Genomic DNA, 25,513 nt, shown 5'->3' with positions numbered 1-25,513 from the left:
TCATGCTTGACAACACTTTCATCCAGCAGGCCGCTGAGCGACTCGACCAGGCTGAACGCACGCGTGAACAGGTGCGCCAGTTCTCGCTGGATTACCCGAGCATCACTATCGAAGACGCCTACGCCATCCAGCGTGCGTGGGTTGCCAAGAAGATTGCAGCCGGCCGCAAGCTAGTAGGTCACAAGATCGGCCTGACGTCTCGAGCCATGCAGGTTTCCTCGAACATTACCGAACCTGATTACGGCGCGCTCCTCGATGACATGCTTTTTGAGGAAGGCAGCGATATTCCGTTTGATCGTTTCGTTGTTCCTCGCGTAGAGGTCGAGCTGGCCTTCATCCTGGGCAAACCCCTCAAAGGCCCAAACTGCACTGTCTTTGATGTACTAGAAGCCACCGAGTGGGTGATCCCGGCCCTGGAAATTATCGACGCGCGAATTCACCAGGTAGATCCGCAGACACAGGTAACTCGCAAGGTATTCGACACTATCTCTGACAACGCAGCCAATGCTGGTGTGGTTATGGGCGGGCGCCCCGTCCGCCCGACCGACATTGATCTGCGCAAGGTACCTGCAGTCCTCTACCGAAATGGCGTGATCGAAGAATCTGGCGTGAGTGCAGCCGTTCTCAACCATCCGGCCAAAGGTGTGGCCTGGCTCGCCAACAAACTGGCGCCTTACGACGTTACGCTGGAGCCCGGCCAAATCATCTTGGGCGGCTCGTTCACCCGGCCTGTTGCTGCACGCCCAGGCGACACCTTCCACGTCGACTACGACATGCTGGGCAGCATTGCCTGCCGCTTCGTTTAATTGTAGGAGCCCTGGTGATGAAGAACACATTCAAGGCACGCCTGAAGTCTGGGGAGCCACAAATTGGCCTTTGGCTCGGACTTGCAGATGCCTACTGCGCGGAACTGGCTGCTAATGCAGGGTTCGACTGGCTACTTCTGGATGGAGAGCATGCACCCAACGATATACGCTCGCTGCTCGGTCAGCTGCAATCGGTAGCGCCCTATCCCTCGCAACCCGTAATTCGTCCGGTCGTTGGCGATACCGCGCTAATCAAGCAGGTCTTGGATATCGGGGCACAGACCCTATTGGTGCCGATGGTCGAGACTGCAGCACAAGCACAACACCTGGTGCGCGCCGTTACCTATCCGCCATCGGGCATCCGAGGGGTTGGCAGCGCCCTCGCCCGCGCCTCTCGCTGGAACACTCTGCCGGATTACCTGAACAAAGCTGACGAAGAGATCTGTCTTCTGGTGCAGATCGAGAATCGCGAGGGTCTGGAGAACCTAGATGCGATCGCTGCAGTAGAGGGCGTCGATGGCGTCTTCATCGGCCCCGCCGACTTGTCTGCAGCGATGGGGTATCGAGGCAATCCTGGCCACCCCGAGGTTCAGGCCGCAATCGAAGATGCGATCGTTCGAATCTGCAAGGCAGGGAAAGCCGCCGGCATTCTCAGCGCGGATGAAAAACTAGCTCGCCGATATCTTGAACTCGGCGCGACGTTCGTCGCGGTAGGTGTGGATACGACTGTTTTGATGCGCGGGCTGCAGACGCTCGCGGCACGCTTCAAAGACACTCAGCTTCCAGATCAGAATGGCGGTGGCGTCTACTAATCCCCCCTGCCCCGACCGTTAACTGAGCAGCCCCTCAATCCTGGTTGGTGGGGCTGACCCTCTTCAGCTCATCTAACAAATCCAGAAGATCACGAAGACTGTCTCTCCCCAGTCCCATTTCCAGTCGGTCATAACACCGATTGATGTCTTGCTCGACTAGGCCATAGAGCTCCTGCCCCCAGTCAGAAAGCGTTACCAGCACACATCGCTGATCGACTTCCGAACGTTGCCGACTCACCAATCCCTGGGCCTCCATCCGTTTCAGAACCCCTGTCAAACTCGGCTGGAGAATACAAGACAGCTCAGCCAGTCTATAGATCTCTGTTTGGCCGTTCTGATGTAACACGCGTATTACCCTCCACTGCTGACTGGTAACGCCATGCGCATTAAGTACAGGCCGGAAGAAACTCATTGCTGAAGCCCGAGCCTGGAGCAAGGCGAGTGTTAGGGAAATTCGATAGGTTGCGTTAGACATTTGGATCCACAGAGAGCATGCCAGGAATTCGAGCGCGGTATCGGTCTGCGCAAGCGCGAATGCGATAGAGCCTGAAACATCAAGGGCCTGAATCTCCGACACAAATCTATGCCGACTGATTCAGGCCCATTGAGCAGTATTGAATCGAAAGCGAAGGCTACGGCAAACGATGACTCAGCCTTGGCTGGATGGCAGTCGTACAACCAAGCCGTCCAAACTCGGACTTACCTTGACTTGGCAACCGAGCCGAGAGTTTTCCTTCGCCTCAAAAGCGAACTCCAGCATGCCCTCTTCGTCACCATCCGCAGGCCCAACCTTCTCGAACCATGGCTCCTCAATGTAGCAATGGCAGGTTGCACAGGAACACGCACCACCGCACTCGGCCTCCATGCCCTTCACACCATTTCGGACAGCTGCATCCATCAGCGAGTGGCCATCAGCGGCTTCAACCTGCTTTTCAATCCCATCAGGCTGAATGAATGTAATTTTTGTCATTTTTTGCGCCCCTGCACAGTTAACATGTTAACCAAGTAAACGCTATTCGCGAGATTCTGGCAAGCCCCTTTACCCCCTACTTGTCACCTCTTTTTCTCTCCAGCCTCACCGTATACCGCCCCGATAAACTATCGAGAAAAACGCATTAAGGCCAATAAATACACGGCTTTCGGCAGTTCTTAAAGCAGCCAGTGAACGCCTAAAATCACCACTGAACCCAAGGTCAATATAGTTAACATGTTGACTTTTGACCTTTGCAGGAATAGCCTCGAAATCAAGCCGTACCTGCTCAGGCGAGTGAGGCGGCGAGCAGAACCAAAAAAAACAAGATCCTGGCCTCAAAATCAGGAAGGACTGCCATGAACCGTTGCGTTTGTCTGACATCCCCCGAACCGCTGGCTACCAAGCCAGCCGGCGCCACTGCCCTTCCACAGTCGGATCACTCCGCCTGGAAAGGTCATCAAGCTGAGCCCAGCGCTTTTGATTGATCAACGTTCTGAACACCCAGCATTGCGCTAAGGGTGTGATCGTTGCGTGGCTGCCTGACACATCAGCAACTGGTCGAGCAAAGCCTAAATATTTCATCCACGATAGGCATGACAAATGAACATCATCGCTTCAACAGGAAAATTTGTTGACGTCGAAAACGGCGTTATCGATCGTAAGATTTTCTCTGATGCAGAGATCTACAAAAAAGAACTGGAAACGGTTTTTGCTCGCGCCTGGCTGTTTGTTGGTCACGAAAGCCAAATCCCGAACCCGGGCGATTTCTTCTCCTCCCGCATGGGCGAGGAGTCGGTTCTCCTGGTTCGTGACAAAGCCTCGAAAGTCCACGTATTCCTGAACTCCTGCCGCCATCGTGGCATGAAAGTGTGCCGCTACGAGTCCGGCAACACCTCGCTGTTCACCTGCCCTTACCACAGCTGGACATTCTCGACGGATGGCCAACTGCGTGGCGTGCCGATGGCGAAGGACATCTATGGCGACTGCTTCGATAAGGCCGACTGGTCGCTGATTGAAGTCGCCAAACTGGCGATCTACAAGGGCACCGTCTGGGCCACGTGGGATCCGGAAGCACCTGAGTTCATGGACTACCTGGGGGACGCTGTCACCCACTTGGATCTGGCCCTGGATCACCGCGATGGTCGACCAGGCGGCTCGGAAGTTGTTGGTGTCCACAAATGGATCTTCCCTGCCAACTGGAAATACGCTGCTGAGAACTTCCTCGGTGATACCTACCACAACCCAAGCCACCGGTCGGTTGACCTGATCGGCATTGGCCCATCGGCCGAACAGGGCGTGAAAGGTCGCCGCGACAACGAACTGGAGTTCTCCAAACACGTGTGGGTCAGCTTCCCGCATGGCCACGGTGTGCACTCGGCTGTTCAGCCTGAAGGTCAGGAATACGTCGAGCAGTTCAAAAATGATCCGGAAATTGAGCAGTATTTCCGCGACAACTTTAACAAGCGCAAAGCTGCCAAGGGCGATGCCTATCGTCTGCGCCCATTCGTTGGCACGATCTTCCCGAACACTTCATTCCATGGCACCCAGCCCCGCAGCCTCTGCGTATGGCACCCGCACAGCCCGAATGAGACCGAAGGATGGCGCTTCTTCCTGGTGGACGCCGACGCCCCTGAAAAGGTCAAGGACTTCCTGCGCCACTACTACATGCGCTACTCGGGCCCTGCCGGCATGACCGAACAGGACGACATGGAAAACTGGCTGTACGCCACGAAAGCGTGCGGCGGCACCATTTCCAAACGCTACCCGTTCAACTACCAGCAGTCGCTGAACAAAAACACCACAGACCCAATCGTGAACGGCCTGCGCATCAAAGGCGACGTGAGCACCTCCGTCACCGAGCACATGGCACGTGGTTTCTACCTCCGTTGGCAGGACTACATCTTCGAGAAGGACTGGAGCGTACTGAGCGGCGAGCACGATCCGCGCTTCCAGAACCGGAGCGAGTGAAATGAGCAAAGTAGTCATCGTTTCCGGTGGCACTTTCGGCCTGGGCCATGGCGTTGCCATGGGCCTCGCCAGGTCGGGTTACCGGGTATTAGCTTTCGGCATTGGCCAAAAGCAGGCGGGCAGCATTGCGACGAATACCATCGAGGCGATGAACCAGGAAGCTCGAACTGAAGAGCTGCCTCTCATCGCATTAGAAGCTGACGTCACACTCGAAGCAGACGTTGATCGCGTTATCAAGGCGACGTTAGAGGCCTATGGGCGAATCGATGCGGTAGTAAACAATGCCGCGATCGGCCCACTGGGTACTGTGCTGAATACCGCCCCTGAACTCTGGGACAAGATTCTCGCAGTCAACCTGCGTGGCCCATTCCTGATGGCACGCGCTGCCATTCCTCACATGCAAAGCCAAGGTGGCGGAAGCATCGTCAATGTGGGATCCGGCGCAGGCTGGGGCAAGCCAAACATGGCTGCCTACTCAGCGAGCAAGGGTGGCCTGGTTGCCCTGAACGCAGCCCTGGCACTTGACCATTTCTCGCAGAAAATTCGCGTGAATATGGTGATTCCTGGTGGTGGCGGCATCGACGCCGGCATGACTCGCGGCCGACTCGAGGAAGCTGGCGCTGCCTTCCCGACCAACTTTGTTGGATCAGTGGCAGGTCGTGCGATCACCGGTGAGGACATGATGGCAGCCATCCGCTTCCTCATTTCTGATGATGCCCAAGCGATCAGCGGCACCATCATTGATGTGGGCTGCTTCGCTCACCAAGGCTCTTCTATTCCATTGGGTAAACACTCATGAGCACCAAACAATTCCTGACCGAGCATTTGGACATCACTCCAGAGATCGCCAGCTTCTTTTACTACGAAGCGGATCTCATGGACGAGCGCCGCTACAACGAGTGGCTTGACCTTCTCCATGAAGACATCAAGTACTTCATGCCAATGCGTCGCAACGTCAAGTTCGGTCAGCATGCTGAGAAAGAGAACACCAAGCTGGGCTCGGACATCAGCTGGTTCGACGAAGGTAAGTGGACGCTCACCAAGCGGGTGGAGCAGATCCTTACTGGTGTCCACTACGCCGAGGAGCCGCTGTCGCGAATTTCTCACCTGATCACCAACGTTCGCGTACTTGAGCAAGGCAAGGCTGAAAATGGCCTGCGCACCGTCAAAACCAGCTGCCGCTTCATGGTTTACCTCAACCGAGTAGAGTACGAGGTGAACACGATGGTGGGCAAGCGGTACGACACCCTTGTTGAGACCGAAGATGGCTGGCGTGTGCTCGAGCGAGAGATCATCCTCGACCAAAACGTTTTGCTCGTTAAAAACCTGACGGCGTTCTTCTAAGACCATGATCAATCTCTACGAAATCAAACCAGGCGACAAACTTGTCATCAAAGGCGGGCGCGACGTTGTTTGCGTTGAAAATATGGGCGATGGTCAGTGGGTTGAAGTTGAAGACTCCAATGGCCGCGAGCTTATTCACAGCCAGGACATCGTCGAACACGTAACTCAAGAAGAGATCTAAAGCCATGCTGCGCTTCCACTATATGCCGAGCGACTTTCATCCATTGCTGCTAATTGTAGGGGAGCGCAGCGATGTCTCGCAGCTTCAAGAATTCTTCTACGAACTGTCGATCAACCCACGCGATGTACGCATCAAGGAGCTCGCCTTTGTCACTTCGGCAACTCACGATGTCACCATCAAACTGGTGGGCGACCACAAGACTCGCGGACTAATCCTCCACCAATCACCAGAGCTTCGCCTCGAATGGGAGATCGACCGGGAGACTGCGGGCATGTTTGCTGAAGAAATCACAGAATCTCTCGACTCTGGTAACAAATCCGGCTCGGGCTTCTTGGAGATTGGATACGTTGGGGAGATCCGCGCCAAAGTCATGTTTGGTGAATTTGACGATAGCTACTTGCTGTCCGGAGAATAAGAAATGAAAGTTGTGATTGTCGGAGCAGGCCAAGCCGCAGCAACTTGTGCATTCCGCCTTAGAGAGCACGGCTTTCAAGGTGAGGTCACTATCCTCGGCGAGGAGGCAGTTCATCCCTATCAACGCCCTCCTCTCTCGAAGAAATACCTTAATGGGCTTGCACCTATTGACGACCTCTTCATCCGACCTGCCAACAGCTACGATGAGGAAAAGATCAACGTTCATCTCAATCTCAAGGTTGAGAGCGTCGATCCTCAGCGTAAAGAGGTCATTACCCAGGGTGGCCAATCCTTCCCCTACGACAAGCTTGTTTTCGCTACGGGCTCGCGCGCACGCCCCTTGCCCGGGCTTCCCAGTGAAGGTCTCAACAACGTCTTTACGTTCCGTGACCTGAAGGATGCGGATGCACTGAACAGCTATCTGCTGCCTGGCAAGCGCATGGTGATAATCGGCGGAGGTTACATCGGGCTCGAGATCGCAGCTGTCGCTCGCGCCTCTGAAGTAGAGGTAGCAGTGCTTGAGCGAGCCGAGCGAATTCTCCAACGCGTGGCCTGCAAGGAAACCTCGGACTTCGTGCGCCATTTCCACTGCAAGCGTGGTGTGCGGATTTTCGAAAGCGCTGAAGTTGAACGTTACAACATCCAGGACGCAGCGGTATCCAGCGTATTGCTCCAGTCCGGCGAAGAGCTGCTGGCAGACGTTGTTGTCGTCGGTATCGGCATCATTCCAAATGCCGAAATCGCTAGCGCCGCAGGTGTCGAGCTAGCTCTGGATGCCATCAAAGTCGATCCGCAGTGCCGCACATCCGTCGACTCCATCTACGCGATCGGTGACTGCACGAGCTTCGATTTCCACGGCAAAACCATTCGACTGGAATCCGTTCAGAACGCCTTGGAACAAGCCGACACGACGGCCCGAGACATCGTGGGCCTCGCCGGCACCTATGCTCCGAAGCCATGGTTCTGGTCAGACCAATACAGCTACAAAATGCAAATCGCTGGCCTGAGCTTCGATCACGACCATGTCGTATCACGGATCTCTCCGGATGGCTCAAGCGCAAGCTTCTGGTATTTCAAGGGCGAATTACTGCAGGCCGTCGATTCGATCAGCGACCCGCGCGCGTTCATGCTCGCCAAAAAATACGTAGGCACTGTGGTGACGAAAAAAGGACAGCTGCCTGACAGCAGCCAGGATCTGAAAACAATCTTTTCATAAACGCCGACATCTTGGTTTTCTTGACTTTTCTGCTGCGGTACGATTCAGCACAGGAACGTCCTCTGACGGCCAGAAAATAACTTGAAAACCAGGATAAAGCATGTCACCCACAGATCAGAATCTGGACTTCAGATACGCCGAGCACTCTTTAGCTCTCGCGTGTCTACGTGCCAGGGATGCAGTGGTTTCAAACTTTTCGCCCATCTTGCAAGAGCTGAACGTCACAGAGCAGCAGTGGCGAGTGATGCGCATCACGTTTGAATATGAGGAGATACCTTTCGCTGAGCTGTGCCGACTGAGCTGTATTCATAAAGTCAGCATGGCGCGAATTGTTTCTGCTCTAAGCGATTTGGGCTGGATGGAGAAACAAAAGTCTCAAGTAGATATGCGCGCCTATAACGTCTCGTTGACGACTGAGGGACGCAAAGTAGCCCAACGCGCGGCGGATGCGACTCAAGCTATTTATGACGACTTGTTTGAGCGTTACGGGCGTAAGAAAGCCGAATTGCTACTTGAGCTCTTGAAAGACTTGGAAAAAATTAGACGCCAACCAGGGTAGTTTATGCTTCGCTGTGCTTTCCGTGAGCCGTATATGCGACCATGTCGCTCTTAATCCGAGCGGCTAAGCACTTAAACATACCCACCAGGCCTCTAAGCGCTCCAAATGGGGACTGCATCATGAGCGTCCATAAAACTCGCAATCTTAAAAACAATCGATACTTAGAGAGTGCCTTGCAATGAAAAAAACTGGTGGAATGATCTTTACGGAAAGCCTGATTCGTAACGGCGTCAAAGATCTCTTCATGATCCCTGGCATCCAGCTCGATTGGGCGGTAGACGCCCTGCGCCAGAAGGATGGCGAGGTCAAGCTGTACGTCCCACGGCACGAGCAAACCACGACCTACATGGCTGATGGGTACTTCCGCGCCTCCGGCAAAGTGGGCACCGCGATGGTGGTACCAGGCCCAGGCGCCCTTAACGCAGGCGCAGGTCTGTCGACTGCATACGCCTCCAACTCCAAGGTCATGTTCCTGACTGGACAGATCTGCTCCAAAGGCATCGGCAAAGGCTACGGCCTGCTCCACGAAATCAAAGATCAGACCGGCTTCGTTGCTGGCTTGACCAAGTGGAACACCCTGATTCAAAAAGGTGAAGACATCCCAGGTGCTGTGGATGAGGCATTCGCGCAGATCAACCAAGGTCGTCCTCGTCCGGTCGGCGTCGAAGTCCCGCACGACTTCCTTCAAGAGAGCTACGATCTGCCTGAAGTAGCACCGGTGGTACCGACCCTGGCTGTCGCTAAACTGGATCAGACGCTGATCAACGATGCTGTAGCACTGATCAACCAGGCCAAGCTGCCGGTGATCTATGCTGGCGGCGGATCGCTGTCCACCGCTTCGCGTGAAGGCCTGCTGACCCTGGCTGAAAAAATCGGGGCCCCAGTGGTCATGAGTGACAACGGTCGTGGCGCCATCAGTGATCGTCACCCCCTCGCAATGAACTCGCTCGCTGGCCGTGCTGTATTCGAGTACGCAGACTTGGTTGTCGTGCTGGGCAGCCGCTTCATGGACGTGCTGAGCCCAGACACCTCCTGGCCGATGGACAAAGCCAAGTTCATCTTCGTCAACATCGACGCTGATGACATGACAGCCCCTCGTATCCCAAGCGTTGCCATCGAAGCTGATGTGGGCGATGTCGTTCCTGCGATCGCTAATCTGGTCAAAGCTCGTAAAGCGCTGACCAATGAGCAAGCCCTGTCCGTAAAAGAGTGGGCCTCGCAGCAAATTGAAGAAATCCAGCCGCAGGCTAGCTATGTCGCTCAACTGCGCAACGCGATGCCTGATGATGCAATCTTCGTCAACGAACTGACCCAGATTGGCTACCTCGCGCGTATCGCCTTCCCGGTATACGAGCCCCACACCTACATTGGCCCAGGTTATCAAGGCACTCTGGGCTACGGTTTCCCGGTTGCCCTGGGCGCCGCAGTGGGTGGCAATGGCCGTCGCGTTGTATCCATTACCGGTGACGGCGGCTTCGGCTGGAACCTCCAGGAACTGGCGACCGCTAACCGCTACAACCTGCCAATCACCCTGATCGTGTTCAACGACGGCCACTATGGCAACGTTCGTGCTATCCAGAAGCGTCAGTTTGGTGCTGAGGTGGCAGTAGAGCTGGCCAACCCTGAGTTTGGACTGCTGGCTCAATCCTTCGGCGTCGACTTCATCTCGGTGGACAACCCAGAAGACCTGGGCAAAGCAGTCAGCGAGTCGATCACCAAAGATGGTCCATTGATGATCGAGGTAAAAGTTGGAGTGATGCCAAGCCCGTGGCACCTGCTGCGCTTGCAGCCGCTCGGTGGTGTGGTTGCTCCTAGCACCCCAGCCAACCCCCTCAAGGCCGTATTCTCATGATCGAATACAACAAGTTCTTCAGCCAGGGCAGCGCTTCGCGCTGCTCGGGCAGTACTGGCTATGATGTGGTCTCCCCTGTGCTCGGTCGTGTTGTGGGCCGAGTTACGTTTTCTTCGCTGGCAGACGTCGATATTGCCATCTCCAGCGCGAAGCAAGGCCATCGCACCTGGAGCCAAAGTTCGCTTTCGGATAGAAAAAAAGCACTATCCGAACTATCGGTTGCGCTCTCTGCTCGTAATGAAGACATTGCTGAAGCTCTGGCACTAGAAATCGGTTGCCCTAAATTCCTGGGGCAAAGCATGCAGCTGGGTATGGCGACCAAGGGCATTGAGCTGGCAATCGAAGGCATTGATCAAATCACCTGGGAAGAGACCATTGGTAATGGCCGCGTTCAGCGCGTCGGTGCAGGCGTTGTAGCAGCGCTGACCCCGTGGAACTTCCCACTGCATCAGATCGTGGCCAAGGTTGCAGCAGTGATCGCTGCTGGCTGTTCGGTGGTGCTCAAACCGAGCGAAGTGAGCCCTGGTGTTGCTGAGATCTTTGCTGAATGCGTAGCCGAGACTTCACTGCCGGCAGGTGTGTTCAACATGGTCTGGGGCGGCGCCGATGTGGGTGAGTACCTTGTCACTCATCCTGAAATCAATCATGTGAGCTTTACGGGCTCTTCACCTGTTGGCAAGGCAATCATGGTGAAGGCGGCTGAAAGTCTTAAGCGCCTGACCCTTGAGCTCGGCGGTAAATCGGCAGCGGTAGTTCTGGAAGATGCCGACCTCGATGCAGCCATACCTCACATCGTCCGCATGTCGCTGGCCAACTCTGGTCAGACTTGTGTCAGCCAGTCTCGGATTATTGCCCCACGTAAACTCGTTAGTGAAATTACCGAACGCTACCTGAGCGAAGCAAAGCAATGGAAGCTCGGTGACCCTTGCCAGTCAGGCACCCGACTGGGCCCTGTTGCCAACGAAAAACAGTTCCGCCATATACAGCGCATGATCCAGACAGCGCTTGATACCGGTGCTGACGTTCGCTCTGCGGGTGAGCTGCCCGTTGCAGGCTTCGAAAATGGTTACTTCGTTGTTCCCACCATAGTGAGTAACGTCGAAGCCACATCTGAGATCGCTCAACAGGAGATCTTCGGCCCGGTCGTTTGCCTGCTTCCTTACGACACCGAGGAAGAAGCAATCGAAATCGCCAACTCCACCAAATACGGTCTCTCCGGCGCAGTTTGGTCTCGGGATATCAAGCGGGCGACCATCGTGGCCGAACAGCTAGAGACTGGCCAGGTCATCATCAATGGTGCAGCGCAGAACCTGGCGACTCCATTCGGTGGCTGGAAAGACTCTGGATTCGGCAGAGAAAATGGCAAGTTCGGCATTGAGGACTTGTTGATCTTCAGATCTATTCAGGGCGGTTGAGAGTTAACCGCACCGCCGGGGCGTTTGAGCCCCGGCGTCTAACCCCCCTATTCCTCTCTGGTTAACCAACCTTGGAAGATCCCTAAGCTGATGCAGGAGCCTGGCCTGTCCTGTGAACAACTGCTCGTCGCCATCCGCACTCACCTATTTTCTCGGCCTGTGTACGGAAAGAGATGCCTAACACCGCATGGAACAATGACAGTTCTGGCTTCGTCCGAGAATTGGCAAGGTTTTGAATCAAAGAATCCCTTTCTGTAGATAGCTGGAAATCTTAAGAGTGCAGCGTCCGAGAGGAGACCATTGGGTAACTTGGGATTTCTTAGTGAGCTTAGATAATAATAGAGCGATTGAGCTCTTTAACGTCTTTTACACCTGCTAATGTCATTGCTCTATCAAGTTCTTCTATGAGTAAAGAAAGCGATCTTCGAACCCCTTCCTCTCCACCGACAGCCAGGCCATAAATATAGGGCCTGCCGATGGAACACACCGTAGCGCCCATTGCCAGAGCTTTCAATATGTGCGAACCACGACGAACTCCACCATCGCATACGATTGCTGCCGATCCTCCGATCTTATCCGCTACAGCTCCAATTTGGTTAATGGGAGATACCGCACCATCCAACTGTCGCCCACCATGATTAGATACAATCACAGTGTCTGATCCAGACTTAACGGCCTGAGCGGCATCTTCAGGGCACAGTATCCCTTTAACTGCTAGCGACCGACCCCATAGCCCTTTCAGCCACTCGATATCACCCCAAGTGAGGGAACGATCGAACTGACTGTTCACAAATTGGCTGACGCTTGGGCCTTGCCCGCCCGATGAGAACGAACCGTTATTGAAATTACCAAATTTGAAGCGATGAGGCTGCGCTAATGCGGGCAATGACCAGGCAGGACGAATGGCATACTCCAGGATATTGGCAGGCCCGAGCCTAGGCGGCACACTCATACCGTTACGCCAGTCACGCTCTCTATTTCCACCTACTGGTGTATCCAAAGTCACGATCAAGCCATCGTAACCAGACTCAACCGCCCTTTCGACAAGCTCACGCGTGAGGCCTCGGTCTTTGAAAATATAAACCTGTAGCAGTTTTGGCCCAGTAGTACAAGCTGCTACTTTTTCAGCAGAGTAGGTACTCAGGGTGGATAGAGAATATGGGATTCCAACTGCGTTTGCAGCGCGCGCGACTGCCAACTCTCCTTCAGGATGGTACAATCCCGAGAGTCCCGTTGGGGATATCATGATTGGAGCTGAAATCTCAGCACCAAAAATTTGAACACAACGACGTATATTACTGACATCAGTCAGTACTTTTGGCTTCATCTTTAGTAAATCATAATCACCTGTACTATCTCGCAAAGAAATTTCGTCTTCAGCACCGCCATCCATGTACTCAAAAATCGGTTTAGGCAGTAGACGCCGTGAGGCGCTGCGAAGGTCGGCAATATTTCTGTACCTCTGAAGCATTTAACCTCCACGCATCAATAATCGATCATCCAATAGCAAAAACCACCAGACTCAACAGCACACCCCCGCACGAAAAAATAAACAACTCAAAAATAAATGGGATCAGAAATTTATAGTCCTCGACCCCATTCCTTCATCCAACTAAAAATTAATTCGCCAATATAAATTTACACGACCAAGTGCGAGACCTAGTGCTTATACCTAGTATCAATACGATCTACCAACCGCACCATAGCTGCAAAAACATCTTCACCCGCGCCAAATTTAGGGCTATTACTTAGCGTTTGTTTGGCACACTGCTCCAGAACACTTTCATCAATTGAAATTCCTCTACCAAGTGATGCGGTTGCCAACTGAACTTCACACGCACGCTGCAAGCGCCACAACATCGAAAACGCGTTGGCAATTGAACTCCCCATCACCACCGGGCCATGATTTTTCAAAAGCAGCACTGGCTTACCATTACTGCTCTCCAATATTCTACGCCCCTCCTCCGCATGCAGCGTAATACCTTCAAATTCATGATAGGCCAGCTTGTCATAGAGCATCGCCGAGTAAAAATTTGTAAATTCGAGTCCACGCTCGCTACAACAGATTGCCATCGTAGCTGTTGTATGAGTATGCATCACACAATGAGCCTCCTGAACTTCTTTATGAATCACACCATGAAACGTGAATCCCGCCGGATTGATTGGCCAGTCCGAGTGACCGATAACGTTACCATCAACATCTACCTTCACTAAGTTCGAAGCTGTCACTTCAGAATAATGAAGACCAAAAGGATTAACCAGGAAACACCCACCTGCATCAGGAACTTTCACAGAAATGTGATTATAAATGGACTCACTCCACCCCAGCATGTCAAATATTCTATAGCAGGCAGCCAGTTTTACGCGTGCAGTCCACTCGGCGTCACTGAACCGCTCCGGATGTTCGTAGTATTTGCTCACAACCCCCCCTTAATCTGACAAGGCTTGATAGCGGCATCGCAACTTCGCGGCTTGGCATGCATTTAATAGAATTAATTTTAGTTAGCCTGCATTCGACCGCCTCATTCCCTGCTGCAACTTCACGGCGATTACAAGTAATGCAGCGGTGGCTAACATCCAGAATACGCCCAACCACCCTGTTGCAACGTAACTGCCGGTGGCTTCACGCAAAATTCCATTGGCCGTAGGGCTGATCACCGACCCAAGAATCCCGCAGCTACTAATGACCGCGATACCCATTGGCCGTGCCAAGCGAGATAGCATAGTGGGCGGCACTGTCCAGAGGATTGGCATAGCAGAGAATCCTCCAGCAGTCGCTGCTACCAGGCCGATAAGTTGAAGTGTCGGATTTCCCGTCAGAGTAGTTGCGAACCAACCAAATGCGGACAAGGTTGCAGCGAATGCGAAATGGTGTGCGCGCTCCTGACGACGATCCGACGACCCACTAAGGAGGGGCATCATTATGATTGCAGCAAGCCCAGGGATAGCTGCAGCTAGACCAATATTTAATACGCTTGAACCACTAAAAATCTCTTTAATGATCAACGGCGACCACGTACCCAACGTGCTCAAGCTTGCTACCAAGGCAAAATAAGCAAACGAAGTGAGTAAGAACGGGGCATTAAGCAGCGGCTTTATCGCGAATCGGCTGCTTTCCACTTTCCCAGTAACTTGCTCAGAAGCCAGCTCTGCCGTCAGGGCATTTTTTTGTTCCGGTGTTAACCAACGAGCCTTGTGAGGACCATCTGGCAAGTACTTGAGTACCATTAATCCTAGGAGAATGGTCGGAGTAGCTTCGATGATGAACATCCACTGCCAACCTTTCATCCCGAGATATCCATCCATCGAGGCCAGAATAGCCCCTGAAAGAGGAGAGCCGACCATGATTGCCATCGGTTGAGCAATCATAAATAGCGCGTTTGCGCGGCCTCGTTTTGCCGCCGGTATCCAGAATGTCAGATAGAGCAGTACACCGGGTACAAAACCCGCCTCCGCAATTCCTAATACCACGCGCGCGATGTATAGCCCCCATGGGCCTGTAGCGAGGCACGTTGCCATGGACGCAAGGCCCCAGGTAACCATGATACGCGCAATCCAGCGTCTAGCGCCGAAACGTTCAAGAAGCAAATTACTTGGTATTTCGAAAAAGAAATATGCAGCGTAGAAGAGCGTTCCTGCCAGGCCAAACTGAGTGAGTGTAACGCCTAGATCGGAGTTCATGGTGATGGCAGCAAAACCGAAATTGATCCGGTCGATATAGGCCATCACATAACACGCAAATAGCAGGGGCAGAAGATGCCTGAACGATCGCTTAACTGCCTCGTCTAGCGCTGTACGGTCTTCTGCAGATGCAGGGCGTTCTTGTGCATAGGTTGCACTATCCATCTCTTGTACTCCGCTTGGGATTCTTGTTGTTGTTCACACGCAACCCCTGCTGCACCGGCTAGGGGCATCGAGGGTGGCTCCTGAGGGCCGCCCAGGCAACCCTAGGAGATACCGATGCAAAAAATTTGTCAACATGTTCACTATTTTTTGCATTAGCAGAGCGCTTTCACTTGCCTCCTTGATGCGGAACAGGCCCTGCCTGGCTAGCTGAGAAAGCCCGCGGGAGGGCTGATGCAAATTTAGTATCTTGATGTTTTATATAGCTATTACAAGGGATTCAGCGCTCTACGCCCGTTTTTCTCAACAAATTTTTGTCGCCGTAGAGATCTCGTTCACCCCTTGCTGAGACGACGACCGGTGGTGACTTGCACCAAAAAAAGCATGACGCAACCTCGTAAACATGTTAATCATTTATCGCACCCAAGGTTTAGACGGAAGCAGTGCCCAGGACTACGCGAGCACCAACCTGAGCCCAGCCAGCTATCCCATAGGTGCTGCGCAATTCATCTGCGCCGGCGAACCCTGCAGTGAGGACGCCTGTTTTGGAAATGAATGGATTTACGCTCAATACCTGGGCGGCCGCCTGCGTGCTCAAATTTTCGCGTCGTCCGCTGACAAAGCTGAACTGTAATAAGTGCCATAACAATAAGAAGGTATTTTTATGACAGAAAAACTCGTATCCGCCGCACTACTCGCATTACCTGTTATTTCTTTCAGCCTGCCAAGCTGCGCCAGCTTTCTAGAGGGTAGCCATGCAGGCGTGGAACTCAGAAATTTCTATATAAATAAAGATTTCAGACAATCTAGTGCCGCGCAAAATAAAGCTGAAGAGTGGGCGCAGAGTATGATTCTGCGATTCAATTCAGGCTTTACACCTGGCACTATCGGCTTTGGGGTCGACGCACTAGTGCTTACAGGACTTAAGCTGGATTCGTCCCCAGACCGCCGTGGAACAGGTCTATTGCCTTACGACGAATCCGGTCGGCCGGAGGACACCTTCACTGAATTGGGGATCACTGGCAAATTCCGCACAAGCAAAACTGAACTTTTGATTGGCACTCTTCAACCAAAGCTGCCCGTGATAAACTTTAGCGACAGTCGCATGCTCCCCTCTACATATACCGGGACAATGCTAAGCTCGAAGGAACTCGATCATTTCACACTTAATGCAGGCAGAATAGAGAAGGAAAACCTTAGGGACTCCACGAGCAACGATGATCTTCTATATGCAAAAGTAGGCGCCTCACACCTTGATTTTCTCGGTGGAGCCTATGCACCAAATCCTGACCTGTCTCTAGCGTACTACGCATCACAGCTAGATAATATCTATCGGCAGCAATTTGCTGGCCTCGTGCATACTTATCGTTTGACTGATAGCATTTCACTCAAATCAGACCTGCGCCTTTTTCACTCCACCGACTACGGCGACAAAAACCTAACAAGCAATAGCCGTGTCGATCAAGGAGAGATAAATAACAATTTCTTCAGCGCTTTTGAAACGTTGTCGTGGGGAGCACACAAATACACCATTGGCTACCAGAATCTCTCAGGCGATGGAGACTTCCCATATCTAGGCGTTGTGCCTTACTCCAACAACCTTTCCTTGATTGGCGCATTCACTAAAGCAGATACAGATGCTGTGCAGTACCGCTATGATTATGACTTTGCCGGCCTGGGCATCCCTGGATTAACCTTGATGGCGCGCTATGTGAAAGCAAAACACGTACGCACCGCAGCAGTATCAAGCGGCACTGAGTCGGAACGGAATATGGATCTTTCATACGTTGTACAGAGCGGCCCTCTCAAAAATCTTTCTTTGGCATGGCGCTACGGCAGCTTTCGGTCGGGTAGCGGGCTCACAAACAATATTGATGAGAACAGACTGGTTCTCGGGTACACGCTAAATCTTTGGTGAGCTGAGATTGACAGCTGAGCGAATGTAGATAGCATGAAGGCGCATCGACTAAATGTGCGTTGCGCCTACAAAACTGGTCGTGCTTTATGGGCAATATCAACGCGTTCAGAACTTCTCGGCATGAATAACGCCAGCGCCCCCGCCAATCAATTTCAGCCCTATGTCATCTATAAATCCTCTCCCGGTACGTCATTCAGTGTGGGGGACTCCGGTCGATTTGGTGGCGAACGCTCGCTTAGCGATGTGTACACCGGTACCAAAACCCGCAACGATCAACTGTGACTGTTCTCCGATACCTTCATCACCCCCGCACTTCAGGTGCAGGGGATGATCGGGCATTAGCTCTATGCGGTGGGTGGATTCATGAACGATGCTGTCGTTCAAATTCGACTGGCGACGCTGTACTCGTTCAGCCCGTCGAGTTACTGCCGGCCGCTAGCGGCCCGATCACGCTGCTACTGGCTGTAGCCTAGGTACCGCTCGGAGCGGAAGTTCATGAACATCACAAGGTTCACCATTGCGCAGCCGATGAGTGAATACGCTACCGCACTGGCAGGTACCACCCATAGGGAGCACAAGATGATTAGTGAGTCGATGACCATCTGTGTTTTTCCAACGTTCAGCTTATAACGTGCTTGCCAGTACAGCACCAAGATGTTGATACCACCCAGGCTAGCCCCGTGACGAAAAATCAACAGAAAGCCAACACCGATCAGCCCCCCACCCAAAATCGACGTAAACAAAGGTTCGAGTTGTTCGAATTTAACCCAGCTATTTACTTGATCGATCAAGATTGATAGACAACAGATGGATATGAACGTCCTGAGGATGAAACGTCCTCCCAGCTGTCGATAACCAAGGTAATAGAACGGGAGGCTCACGAGAAAGAAACAGCTTCCGATCGACAAGCCGGTTACATAGTGGGCCAGCAGTGACAACCCCGCCGCACCGCCAGTCACAAAATGGCAACCGGCGTACATGTTCAACGCTAAAGCGATCAATGTCGTAGCGATTAAAATCGCCTGGACATCATCTAAAAGTGAGTGTTTGCTCTTTACTGAAGCGCTATCCACGACACACCCCTAGAGCCGGACTGAGCAGCCAGCACATCAGTTGACAACGCATGTCAGCACCACTTTAGAAGCGTGATTGGCAGACATGTGGACTGTGTTACGCGCTACCCGCTTTTGCTCAGCCTGCCCCTCAGGCTCACCACTGTTCGGGTTCACGTCGAAATGTGGGAAGTTGCTGCTGGCTATATCCAGGCGTAGCTGGTGTCCTTTCTTGAACAGGTTGCAGGTAGCGAAAGGTTCAATAGTGACCTGAAAGCACTCGCCTGGCACCGTCGACTCTGCCTTGCTCCACGATTTACGGTACCGGCAGCGAATGATGCCATCAGTGATGTTCATCGCGTAGCCTTCTGGGTAATCCTTAGAGGCAGGGTATACATCGACCAGTTTGGCGGTGAAGTCAGTATCACGGCCGTCAGTCTCTACCCACAGTTCAATGGTCACTGCACCAGCAACAACCAGGTCCTCCTGAAGCGGAGCAGTCTTGAAGCTAAGAACATCGGAGCGCTCGCTCAGAGCCCGGCCATCTCCTGTGCTTCCGAAGAATCTGTCTGTCTCGCGCTGATCAAATGCGCCGCCTTCAAAAACTGGGGACCCCGAGGTCAGTGCTCCTCCAATGGTTGGCACAGGATTGGACGGGTCGGAGAAGTAACTGCGCTCGCCCTGCGAAGTGGAGGGCCTCGACTGGCTCAGGGCTCCATCTGCATGCAGGTAGAAGTTGATCAGCTTACTGCCTGGTAACGGCCACTGATCGGCTGACATCCAACGACCACCATGGTCAATGCGACCAGCTGCGGTTTTGGTGCCGGTACCACCTCCCATCAAGAAGACCTGGACTTGTTGAGCAGGTGCAGGTGTCTGGCTATGTTTCAGATGCTGCTCAAACCAGTCCAATCGACACGCCATCCAGTCTTCGGCGACTTCGCCATCGAAAGCTGCGGCCCGGCCATACTCAGCATCGCCACTGTGGGTAATGTTACGGTCACCATGCAACCATGGGCCCATAATCAGGCGCTGAGGCGCCCTGCCGCAATGGGTGAATGCGTCGAAGTTCTCAAGGGTAGAGCTCACATATGCGTCATACCAACTCGACATATGAAGCACCGGGATGTCTGGAATCTGATCGCGGAAGTGGTTTGCGCAGATACCCAACTGCTGCCAGTAGGCATCCAATTGGCCACGCCCCCACTGGTCGAACAGATAGTCCTCATATTCAGGCACATGACGCAGAGGCGAATCGCCCGGGCGCCATGGCATACGGGCAAACCATTCCCGAATGTCTTCCCGATCCAGCGCCTCCAGTAGTTCTGGATTGGCTTTGACGGCTGGGCTCTCCTTGGCTTGACGGTAAGCCCAGGTAGCTTGCTTGAGCTCGAAGGCTCCACCTTGCCGGATGCCACACTGGAAAGCATTCGAGAACCCACCAGAGTCGAGCACCATGGCGCTCAAGCCAGGTGGATTGAGGCAGGCCATCGCTAGCTGGGTGTGCGCCGCATAAGAAAGTCCCATGCTGCCAATGCGGCCGTTGCACCAAGGCTGCTCTACGATCCACGCCAAGGTATCATAGCCATCTTCACCTTCCCTGGTGTATTTCACGAACTCGCCTTCGGATTCATAACGGCCGCGACAGTCCTGGAAGACCGTAACGAACCCTGCCTCAGCAAAAGCGACGGCCATCTCTTCGCGACTGAGGTGATAACCATCAAAGCGTTTTTCTGATCGGGACGGCTCGCTCTTATCGTATGGAGTGCGCTCAATAATTACTGGCCAAGCTTTGCCCGTTCCATCAGGCAAGTAGACATCTGTGGCCAACCGTACGCCATCGCGCATCGGGACCATCACGCTTTTCAAGGTTTGCATGAACTGTAAACTCAAATCTGAGGGCCGCTTTGCGCGGCCGGAGGTTTCAGTAGCCGGTGAATACCGCGATAGTCAGAAGGCCAAGAGCACAGGCGCCAAAGATCAAGAACAACGGCCAAATGTAACGAGCCCATTGCCCCCAACCGACTTGCCCAGTGGCCAACAAAACAAGCAGGCCACTTGATGTAGGGGTGATTAGGTTGGTCAGGCCATTTCCAAGCAGGAAGGCATACACAGTAGTTTGAGGGCTGACGCCAGAGAGTTGCCCGAGCGGACCAAAGATAGGCATCGTCACTGCCGCTTGGCCAGACGTCGACGGAATCATCACGTCGAGACTCAACTGGGCGAAGAACATTCCGAATGCCGATGCCAGTGGACCGTGGTCGCTCACGACCTCAGAGAGGTTCTGCACGATAGTGTCGAGTACCTGGCCAGTACTGAGGATAATCTCGACTGCGGTCGCCAGGCCGATCAGTACGCCCGCCATCAGGACCTTTTTCATGCCTTCGACGAAAGCCTCGGCGGCATCGCTAGCTCCGAGGCCGGCGACAGCAGCAAACACAACGCTCATGGCCAAGTAATACGACGAGAGTTCAGGGTACTTCCAGTTCCAGCGGTTGGATGCGTATACCAAGAATCCTACGCCCACAGCCAACAACAGGAGGTTTAGGGCGTGGCGCTTTGCCAGAGGCTCGGACCTGAAGGAGAACTCCGCAGTGGTATCGAAACCATGCTTGCGGATGCTCAACAGCATGAAGGCGATACCCACAACCAAAAACGTCAAATAGGCAGCGATGCGCATGTTCAGCCCGCTGAACATGGGGACTCCCACCAAAGGCTGAGCGACAGCAAGCGCCAATGGATTGGTGATCGAGCCGAGGTAACCAATCTTCACCGAGATCACCACAATCGCGAGACCGATGATATTTGGTAGCTTGAGGCGGTTGGCCATAGCAACCATCAAGGGCACGACCAGGATGTACTCCTTGGCCAGGCCCATGAAGGTGCTGCCCGCGGAAAACACAACCATCAAGCACGGCACCAGAACGTAGATATTCCCTCGGGTGAGGCCGAGCATTCTCTCCAGGCCCGCGTCGATGGCACCAGCCTTGTTCAGCACGCCAAACATGCCGCCGATGAACAACACCATGAAGATCAGCCCGGCACGCTTCTCGATGCCCTGTGGGATGGACATAAATCCTTCGACCAGAGAAACCGGACGCGCTACGTCTGCATTTGCCACGCGCGGCTCAACGGAAAATAACTGGGAAAGAGAGCTGTCCCGCTCCAAGACTTGGTAAGAACCTGGGACAACCGCGATGTCGTTACGCTGGAACCTCCCTGAGTCAACGAAGTACGTCAAGGCGAGAGCAATGAAAACAATGCTGAGCAGAATCAACGTGGGGTTCAGTTGCTTGCTCTGTTTTGTAGCGACTGCGGAGGGACTTGCCGCATCAGCAAATTCACCCGGAGGCGACGCGGTAGGAGTACGGTTCATGGTGCGCGATCTCGATTGTTGTTGTGCGAAATGCCCATATCGAGACGCACATTAGTTCAATCGTAGGAGGCCGCTCAACGTTATGAGTAAAGCGGGTTGTCCTATGCACTAACTGGATTTACGGGTACTCAGACGCTATCTGCAAGTCGGCTACGCATGTGCTCAGCAAAGGCATCGACCAACACAGAGCGAGGTTGGTCCTTGCGGAAGACCAACCCAAATTGGTAACTGAGAACAGGTCGAAGAGGCCTTGTGGTCAGCTTCTCAGGACCAAATTCCTTGACCAGAAGGCTATTGATGATCGACACCCCCATGCCTTGAGCGACAAACGCACAAGCTGCACTTACCGAGTGTACCTCCACCCGGACCTGGGGTATGACGCGAGCCTCACGGAAACGCTGGTCAAGCTCCGAGCGCAGGTTTCGTTGACGCCCCAGCATGACCAGTGGAAGTTCCCGCAGATCCTCAATGGCGACCTCCTCCAAAGCCTCAAGCGCATGCCCTTTGGGCATCACGCAGACCCCCTCTGTCTCCAGGACGGGAAGGACTTCGAAGTCCTGCAATTCGGTAGGCAGTCGTACAAACGCGAAGTCTGCATTGCGGCTGAGTACCGCTCGCTCCAAGGTGTCGTATCCCCCGGTCAGTACCTCTACGACGACATCTTCACGCTCCTGCATAAACTCGGCGACAATTCGCGGAAGTAAATGCTGGGTCATACTGGTCGGCACTGCTACTCGCAGCAGACAGCGTTGAGAGCGCCCCACCCTAAGCTCATCAGCCAAACGCTGTACCGACTGCAGATTGTCAACCAGTGATGCGACCTGGCTGAGCAACTCGTCCGCCTCTGGAGTGGCCATCAACCTCCCTTTACGACGCAAGAACAGCGAGAAGCCCAAATGCTCCTCCAACTGAGCGAGCAGTCGGCTAATCGCAGACTGGGACAGCCCCATGCGCGTCGCTGCACCGATCGTCGAGCCGGTCGCCATGATGGCCTGGAAGGCTTCGAGTTGCTTGAGGTTCAAAAGGTATCTCCAGGTAGTTTGAGCAGCCAAAACGCATACCATGATGCGTATTTCTCATAACGTTGTGGCCAGTTTCACAAGCCGTTAGTGTCCGCCGCACGAGCCCACCGAGTCCAGCGTTAGACCTGCACCTCGGACTCGTTTGATCACTTAGATTCTGCCAATAACCACAATACCCAGCAGAGATTTGTAATGCGGACTTTCTTCGCCGGAAGCGCGCTCGCTTGCACGAGTGTCTTCACCGCCCTTGTACCCAGTGTTTCATACGCAGGCTTTCTGGAAGATTCCGAAGGCCGTCTTCTTTTGCGCAATTACTACTTCGACGATGAAAACCGAGACGGTGGAAACGACCGACGTGAGTGGGCTCAGGGTTTCATCCTCAAAGCCCAATCGGGTTTCACTGACGGTCCTGTTGGGTTCGGCGTCGATGCTTTAGGCCTTTCAGGCTTTCGTCTCGATTCAAGTCCGGCCCATGCAGGAACAGGGCTACTTCCAGTCCATGATGACGGCCGTGCAGCTCGCGAATTCTCTAGCCTTGGACTCACCGGCAAAATGCGCTGGAACGAACTTACAATCAGCAGCGGTACGCTGCTTCCGAGAATTCCAGTGGTCGTCTCCAACGATGGCCGCCTGCTGCCACAAACCTTCAATGGCACGCAGGTCGAGTACAAAGGCATCGACAAGCTGTATCTGCATGCCGGGCGCCTAGAACAGTTCAAGCTACGCAACTCCAGCGATAGCACTTCGATCTATCCATACGGATACACAGGTGACAAAGGGTCTGACTTCGACTTTTTTGGACTGAGCTACGAAGTGAGCAAAGACCTCAGCCTCAGCAGCTACCGCGGGGTATTGCGAGACTTCTATCAACAGCAATTTTTCGGCGCGGTTCACACTCTGCCTGCGGGGCCAGGAAAACTGGTCAGTGATTTACGTTACTTCAAAAGCGACGATGATGGAGCGGCTTACAACGGCAAGGTGAACAACGAAACCCTTAGTGGCCTGTTCACCTATCGTCTGGGTGGCCACGCCCTAGGCTACGGATACCAGAAGAATGGGGGGAGCACCGCCCTTCCCCATATCGCTGGGAGCACCGTGTACTCGTTCAGTACTGCCAGTGTGAGTAAGTTCATTCAACCTGGCGAGCACATCTGGATGGTGCGCTACGACTATAATTTTGCTGCCTCCGGCATTCCGGGCCTTACCTTCGTTACGCGCTACTACGAGGGACATGGTGGTGAAAGCCGAGGCAAGGGCATCCGCGAAAATGAGCTCGACACCCAGTTGAAGTACGTTGTCCAGAGCGGGCTGCTCAAGGGTGTTGGGGCTGAGGTCCGTCATGCTGTGTCGCGTAGCAACTATGCCAGCGACTGGGACAGTTACCGGCTTTACCTCACCTACGAATTGCTGCTCTGGTAGGGCCAACTGAGCCGTCTCATGGCATAGACTGCACCACGACGTAAAGCAGCCTAAGGAACATCCCAGGCCAGTCTCCCGAGAAGGCGTAGATTTCTCACCTCCCCAGGAAGCTGGCCACCGATCAGCGAGTAGTCTTTACAAAACCGACGAACAAACAGATCAGGCCGACTGCGGCGCTCATGAAGATCATGGCCTCGACACCAGCCATGCTGTAGGCGACTCCACCGAAGAACGAGCCAGCGGCGACTGCTACTTGGTACAGGCTTACATTGCTAGCCGTCGAAATCACGTAGTCCTTCTCGTTCGCCTCGTACAGCCAAATGTTGATGCTGACCGGCATGAGACCATAGGCAAGCCCCCACAGCATCGTGATCGCAATCGCTAATGTGCTGTTCAACGAGGCTGACAGCATCGCCACCACAGCGACTACCAAGAGCGTAGTGGCAAACCGGAAGGTACTTTTGGCTCCGATCTTTTTGACCAGGAACTCTGCAATGAACGTTGCCGCGAAGCCCATGAGTCCATAGAGCAGGAACATCTGGGGCAGCGAGCTAGGCTCGACGCCGGCTTCCTTGGTCAAAATCATTTCGAAGTAGGTAAACGAGCAAAAATGCGCACCAGCAAAGAACATGGTGGAGAGCAGTCGCTTCGCAACAGACCCTTCTAGAATCACGGCCACCATCTGGCGGAAGTTCAGGGAGGTATCCCCCTTCTGCGCTGGCAGCACCTTGAGCTGCAGGAGCAGCACAATGCCGGTGAGCGCAGCGTTCAACAGAAACGCATTTTGCCAACCGAAGCTTTGGCCCAGGAATGTACCCAATGGCACACCGGCCACAGTACCTGCCGCAACGCCGGCTGTGATAATCGTCGTTGCTCGCCCCTTTTGGTGATCCTTAACGATGTTTACGCCGTAGGGCACCGCAAAGGACCAGAAGCCGCCGACGCCGATTCCGAGCAGCATCCGACCAAACAGCGAGAGCACGAAACTGTTGGAGAACGCCATCAGGAGATTCGAGACCAGGAGCAGCACGGACATCGACAGCAAAATCTTCCGGCGATCGACTTTACCCAGATACCGGGTGAGCGCTGGTGCCGCGAGCGCAGCCGCCACTCCAGGTACCGTCACCATTAGTCCAGCCTGGCCGATGGTCACGTTGTAGAACGTTGCAATATCGCTGAGCAAACCGACTGGCAAAAACTCGGTATTGATAAATATGAAACTACCTACACCGAGCATCAAAATAGCCATCCAGAGGCTTAACTCACTCCTTTGAACTTGCGCTTCATCAGCTACAGTTTTCATAACATTCAACCTGCTATATTTGGGTGCAACAAGGCATGCC

24 protein-coding genes are annotated in these 25,513 nt (G+C 53.7%); 14 read left to right on the top strand and 10 right to left on the bottom strand.

The annotated features are described in order from the left end of the window. The first annotated feature begins 2 nt into the window (after nucleotides 1-2). Together hpaH and hpaI are read left to right on the top strand one after the other, a co-directional pair. Complete coding sequence (hpaH, locus tag QQ992_RS12745; RefSeq protein WP_286113685.1) at nucleotides 3-806, top strand: 2-oxo-hept-4-ene-1,7-dioate hydratase; 804 nt, start codon at nucleotides 3-5, stop codon at nucleotides 804-806. 17 nt (nucleotides 807-823) lie between these two features. After that, nucleotides 824-1,618 carry a 4-hydroxy-2-oxoheptanedioate aldolase gene (hpaI, locus tag QQ992_RS12740; protein ID WP_286113684.1) on the top strand — a complete coding sequence of 265 codons (795 nt, stop codon included), beginning with the start codon at nucleotides 824-826 and terminating at the stop codon, nucleotides 1,616-1,618. A 34-nt stretch (nucleotides 1,619-1,652) separates the two neighbouring features. Here hpaI and hpaR read toward each other — a convergent pair whose 3' ends face one another. Together hpaR and QQ992_RS12730 are read right to left on the bottom strand one after the other, a co-directional pair. Continuing rightward, nucleotides 1,653-2,093: a homoprotocatechuate degradation operon regulator HpaR gene (gene hpaR / locus QQ992_RS12735; RefSeq protein WP_286113683.1), complete on the bottom strand. Its 441-nt coding sequence runs from the start codon at nucleotides 2,091-2,093 to the stop codon at nucleotides 1,653-1,655. Between the two features lie 174 nt (nucleotides 2,094-2,267). Next, entirely contained in the window at nucleotides 2,268-2,588 is a 321-nt protein-coding gene (locus tag QQ992_RS12730) for a 2Fe-2S iron-sulfur cluster-binding protein (protein WP_286113682.1), read from the bottom strand. Nucleotides 2,589-3,191: 603 nt separating this feature from the next. Here QQ992_RS12730 and QQ992_RS12725 point away from each other — a divergent pair. From QQ992_RS12725 to QQ992_RS12685, 9 genes are all read left to right on the top strand, one after another. Continuing rightward, complete coding sequence (locus QQ992_RS12725) at nucleotides 3,192-4,559, top strand: aromatic ring-hydroxylating oxygenase subunit alpha (protein ID WP_286113681.1); 1,368 nt, start codon at nucleotides 3,192-3,194, stop codon at nucleotides 4,557-4,559. 1 nt (nucleotide 4,560) lies between these two features. Beyond that, complete coding sequence (locus tag QQ992_RS12720; protein WP_286113680.1) at nucleotides 4,561-5,358, top strand: SDR family NAD(P)-dependent oxidoreductase; 798 nt, start codon at nucleotides 4,561-4,563, stop codon at nucleotides 5,356-5,358. Further along, nucleotides 5,355-5,903, top strand: a complete 549-nt coding sequence (locus QQ992_RS12715; protein WP_286113679.1) for a 3-phenylpropionate/cinnamic acid dioxygenase subunit beta — start codon at nucleotides 5,355-5,357, stop codon at nucleotides 5,901-5,903. The genes QQ992_RS12720 and QQ992_RS12715 overlap by 4 nt, the downstream gene beginning before the upstream one ends. Before the next feature lie 4 nt (nucleotides 5,904-5,907). Continuing rightward, complete coding sequence (locus tag QQ992_RS12710; protein ID WP_286113677.1) at nucleotides 5,908-6,084, top strand: hypothetical protein; 177 nt, start codon at nucleotides 5,908-5,910, stop codon at nucleotides 6,082-6,084. A 4-nt stretch (nucleotides 6,085-6,088) separates the two neighbouring features. Then, nucleotides 6,089-6,499: a hypothetical protein gene (locus QQ992_RS12705; protein ID WP_286113676.1), complete on the top strand. Its 411-nt coding sequence runs from the start codon at nucleotides 6,089-6,091 to the stop codon at nucleotides 6,497-6,499. 3 nt (nucleotides 6,500-6,502) lie between these two features. Further along, entirely contained in the window at nucleotides 6,503-7,714 is a 1,212-nt protein-coding gene (locus QQ992_RS12700) for an NAD(P)/FAD-dependent oxidoreductase (protein WP_286113675.1), read from the top strand. A 100-nt stretch (nucleotides 7,715-7,814) separates the two neighbouring features. Continuing rightward, nucleotides 7,815-8,273: a MarR family transcriptional regulator gene (locus QQ992_RS12695; RefSeq protein WP_286113673.1), complete on the top strand. Its 459-nt coding sequence runs from the start codon at nucleotides 7,815-7,817 to the stop codon at nucleotides 8,271-8,273. Nucleotides 8,274-8,451: 178 nt separating this feature from the next. After that, a complete protein-coding gene (locus tag QQ992_RS12690; RefSeq protein ID WP_286113672.1) occupies nucleotides 8,452-10,125 on the top strand; it encodes a thiamine pyrophosphate-dependent enzyme in 1,674 nt (557 codons plus the stop codon). Next, nucleotides 10,122-11,540 (top strand): aldehyde dehydrogenase family protein, encoded by a 1,419-nt coding sequence (locus QQ992_RS12685; RefSeq protein ID WP_286113671.1) that lies wholly within the window; start codon nucleotides 10,122-10,124, stop codon nucleotides 11,538-11,540. The genes QQ992_RS12690 and QQ992_RS12685 overlap by 4 nt, the downstream gene beginning before the upstream one ends. A 328-nt stretch (nucleotides 11,541-11,868) precedes the next feature. Here the strand turns inward: QQ992_RS12685 and QQ992_RS12680 are convergent, their stop codons facing one another. The 3 genes from QQ992_RS12680 to QQ992_RS12670 all read right to left on the bottom strand — a co-directional run bounded on the left by QQ992_RS12680 (nucleotide 11,869) and on the right by QQ992_RS12670 (nucleotide 15,386). Further along, entirely contained in the window at nucleotides 11,869-13,011 is a 1,143-nt protein-coding gene (locus tag QQ992_RS12680; protein WP_286113670.1) for an alpha-hydroxy acid oxidase, read from the bottom strand. Between the two features lie 188 nt (nucleotides 13,012-13,199). Beyond that, nucleotides 13,200-13,961: a class II aldolase/adducin family protein gene (locus QQ992_RS12675; RefSeq protein ID WP_286113668.1), complete on the bottom strand. Its 762-nt coding sequence runs from the start codon at nucleotides 13,959-13,961 to the stop codon at nucleotides 13,200-13,202. A gap of 81 nt (nucleotides 13,962-14,042) precedes the next feature. Beyond that, the gene (locus tag QQ992_RS12670) at nucleotides 14,043-15,386 is read right to left on the bottom strand and encodes an MFS transporter (protein ID WP_286113666.1); all 1,344 of its coding nucleotides are present in this window, start codon (nucleotides 15,384-15,386) and stop codon (nucleotides 14,043-14,045) included. Nucleotides 15,387-16,047: 661 nt separating this feature from the next. Between QQ992_RS12670 and QQ992_RS12665 the strand changes: the two genes are divergently transcribed. Both QQ992_RS12665 and QQ992_RS12660 read left to right on the top strand, forming a co-directional pair. Then, nucleotides 16,048-17,301 (top strand): OprD family porin, encoded by a 1,254-nt coding sequence (locus QQ992_RS12665; protein WP_286113665.1) that lies wholly within the window; start codon nucleotides 16,048-16,050, stop codon nucleotides 17,299-17,301. 120 nt (nucleotides 17,302-17,421) lie between these two features. Beyond that, nucleotides 17,422-17,583 carry a hypothetical protein gene (locus QQ992_RS12660; RefSeq protein WP_286113663.1) on the top strand — a complete coding sequence of 54 codons (162 nt, stop codon included), beginning with the start codon at nucleotides 17,422-17,424 and terminating at the stop codon, nucleotides 17,581-17,583. 173 nt (nucleotides 17,584-17,756) lie between these two features. Here QQ992_RS12660 and QQ992_RS12655 read toward each other — a convergent pair whose 3' ends face one another. From QQ992_RS12655 to QQ992_RS12640, 4 genes are all read right to left on the bottom strand, one after another. Continuing rightward, on the bottom strand, nucleotides 17,757-18,374 hold the full coding sequence (locus QQ992_RS12655) for a YitT family protein (protein WP_286113661.1): 618 nt from the start codon (nucleotides 18,372-18,374) through the stop codon (nucleotides 17,757-17,759). Nucleotides 18,375-18,410: 36 nt separating this feature from the next. Beyond that, nucleotides 18,411-20,231 carry a CocE/NonD family hydrolase gene (locus QQ992_RS12650; protein ID WP_286113660.1) on the bottom strand — a complete coding sequence of 607 codons (1,821 nt, stop codon included), beginning with the start codon at nucleotides 20,229-20,231 and terminating at the stop codon, nucleotides 18,411-18,413. Nucleotides 20,232-20,277: 46 nt separating this feature from the next. Beyond that, the gene (locus tag QQ992_RS12645) at nucleotides 20,278-21,729 is read right to left on the bottom strand and encodes a YfcC family protein (protein ID WP_286113659.1); all 1,452 of its coding nucleotides are present in this window, start codon (nucleotides 21,727-21,729) and stop codon (nucleotides 20,278-20,280) included. A 128-nt stretch (nucleotides 21,730-21,857) separates the two neighbouring features. Then, a complete protein-coding gene (locus QQ992_RS12640; RefSeq protein ID WP_286113658.1) occupies nucleotides 21,858-22,751 on the bottom strand; it encodes a LysR family transcriptional regulator in 894 nt (297 codons plus the stop codon). Between the two features lie 192 nt (nucleotides 22,752-22,943). Here QQ992_RS12640 and QQ992_RS12635 point away from each other — a divergent pair, with 192 nt between their 5' ends. Continuing rightward, nucleotides 22,944-24,170, top strand: coding sequence for an OprD family porin (locus QQ992_RS12635; RefSeq protein ID WP_286113657.1), 1,227 nt, complete (start codon nucleotides 22,944-22,946; stop codon nucleotides 24,168-24,170). 121 nt (nucleotides 24,171-24,291) lie between these two features. Here QQ992_RS12635 and QQ992_RS12630 read toward each other — a convergent pair whose 3' ends face one another. After that, entirely contained in the window at nucleotides 24,292-25,473 is a 1,182-nt protein-coding gene (locus QQ992_RS12630) for an MFS transporter (RefSeq protein WP_286113656.1), read from the bottom strand. Nucleotides 25,474-25,513 lie beyond the last annotated feature (40 nt).

The organism is Pseudomonas kurunegalensis, assembly GCF_030291635.1.
GTDB classification, from domain to species: domain Bacteria; phylum Pseudomonadota; class Gammaproteobacteria; order Pseudomonadales; family Pseudomonadaceae; genus Aquipseudomonas; species Aquipseudomonas monteilii.
Note: the sequence above shows the minus strand (reverse complement) of the source record. Positions and strands in the feature narration are given on the sequence as shown.